Genomic DNA, 1612 nt, shown 5'->3' with positions numbered 1-1612 from the left:
TGCCAAGGCGACCAGGCCGAAGTTCGACCTCGTGATGCAACTGCTGCGTACTGGCGACACGCTCAAGGTCACCCGCCTCGACCGGCTCGGCCGCTCCCTGCTGCACCTCGGTACTTCGCAAACTTACCGGCGGCGATCAAGCTCAAAATTGCCCTCCACGGAGCCCGATTTCCCTTGCACCCCAGCGGAAACCTCCGAGAGGCATGATCGCCGCACTGACCGGCGATGCGGTCCTGTCCCGCAAAGGCCTGACCGCCGGGGTGTGGGCGACCCGGCTGCGCTGGTACGCCGGTGGGGCCACGCTCCTGCTCAACTCCTGGGAGTCCTGGGCCTCCGTCGACCCGGCGGCGATCGTCGTGCACACGATCCCGCCGACGCTGCTGTTCGTCCTCGCCGAAGCCGCCTCCCCCTACCGGGTCCGGTTCGCCGAAACGGTGCGCCTCGCCGCCGAAGAGTCGGCCGACCGATGGGGAGCGGCCGGCCGACTGTGGGGAGATTCTGCCCCTGACCTGCAGGAATCGGCCGACCGGGTCGCCACACAGTCGGCCGGGTGGCCCACCCCTGACCCACAGGAGTCGGCCGACCGACTGGCCGAGGAATCGACCACCCGGCGGCCTCGCCGGCCGACCGGTCGGGTTCCCACCCCGGCCAGAGCCGGCTCCCGGCCGCATCGCACGGTCGAGGAGCTGGTGGGTGAGGCCCGCCGCCTTCCGGCAGGGAAGCAGACCGCCGACGGCATCCGGGTCGCCCTGCGGGTCGGCGCGCGCAGGGCCCGCGAGGTCCGTGACGTACTCGCCGCCGGCAAGCAGACTCCGCCGGGGGCAGTCCTCAACGACGCGGCCTAACCCCTTCCTCCGCCGGGCCGCCCGGAGCGGACGGCCCGGCACCACCCCGCACCACGTTGAAGCGCCCCGCTGGAACAGTCCGGCGGGGCGCTTCAACGTCCGGGGCATGCTCAGCCCGCCCGTTCCCTCACGTCCAGGTTCAACCGGACGACAACCGGGGGGGATCCACCGGCCAGACGGATGATCCCCTGCCGTTCCAGCTGGATCAGACAGCGTTCGACCGCCCTCACCCCCATGTGAAGTTTGCGGGCAAGGCTGGACGTCGAGATGAAGTTGCCCCCGCCGTCCTGGGCCGCATGATCACCGAGAGCGATGAGGACAACCCGCTCCTCTGCTTTGATCTTGGGCGCCTCGTACAGCGCCCACCTGATCGCGTTCGTAGCCATCCGAGCATCTTCCCGACGACGCCCCCAACAGCCGCAACCCCCACGACAACGTCTCCACAGCGTCGGGTACGGGGGCCCCGGCGGGACAGCCCGGGGATGGCAGAGCTGTCCGACCGACCGGCAAGAGCCTTACCCGGAGAGGTCCATGTCGCTACCGGGACGCCTGCCGCCGCGGTGAAGCCGTTCGGGATCACTACCGGTCAAGTTTGGGCCAAGGGGCTCGACGGACAGGCGACCAACCGCAACGGCGTCGAGCGCGCCGACCTCATCCGCGGCCCCCGTTCCGGTCTGGGTGTTCTCGACCTGGACGTCGACAAGGGCGGGGCCGCGTCGCTGTCCGCGTTGGAGTCCAGGGTGGGCTGCCTGCCCGGGACGGTGACG

At 70.5% G+C, this 1612-nt stretch carries 3 protein-coding genes and 1 pseudogene; 3 read left to right on the top strand and 1 reads right to left on the bottom strand.

Annotation, left to right across the window (positions count from 1 at the left end; translation table 11 throughout):
- Positions 1-100, top strand: a pseudogene (locus tag G6R24_RS24685) (recombinase family protein); the annotation flags it as partial.
- A gap of 103 nt (positions 101-203) precedes the next feature.
- Positions 204-845 (top strand): hypothetical protein, encoded by a 642-nt coding sequence (locus G6R24_RS20740; RefSeq protein ID WP_163550805.1) that lies wholly within the window; start codon positions 204-206, stop codon positions 843-845.
- 110 nt (positions 846-955) lie between these two features.
- Here the strand turns inward: G6R24_RS20740 and G6R24_RS20735 are convergent, their stop codons facing one another.
- The gene (locus tag G6R24_RS20735) at positions 956-1231 is read right to left on the bottom strand and encodes a helix-turn-helix domain-containing protein (protein WP_163550807.1); all 276 of its coding nucleotides are present in this window, start codon (positions 1229-1231) and stop codon (positions 956-958) included.
- A 174-nt stretch (positions 1232-1405) separates the two neighbouring features.
- On the opposite strand from G6R24_RS20735, the gene G6R24_RS20730 reads away from it, so the two are divergent.
- A partial coding sequence (locus tag G6R24_RS20730) for a bifunctional DNA primase/polymerase (protein ID WP_163550806.1) occupies positions 1406-1612 on the top strand: 207 nt, incomplete at its 3' end.

It is taken from the genome of Candidatus Frankia nodulisporulans (assembly GCF_902806475.1).
GTDB lineage: Bacteria > Actinomycetota > Actinomycetes > Frankiales > Frankiaceae > Frankia > Frankia umida.
This window is presented reverse-complemented; position numbering and strand designations above follow the sequence as displayed.

Coding starts and splice junctions, on each gene's coding strand:
- G6R24_RS20735 (WP_163550807.1), bottom strand. CDS start 1,231: ATGGCTACGAACGCGATCAGGTGGGCGCTGTACGAGGCGCCCAAGATC.
- G6R24_RS20740 (WP_163550805.1), top strand. CDS start 204: ATGATCGCCGCACTGACCGGCGATGCGGTCCTGTCCCGCAAAGGCCTG.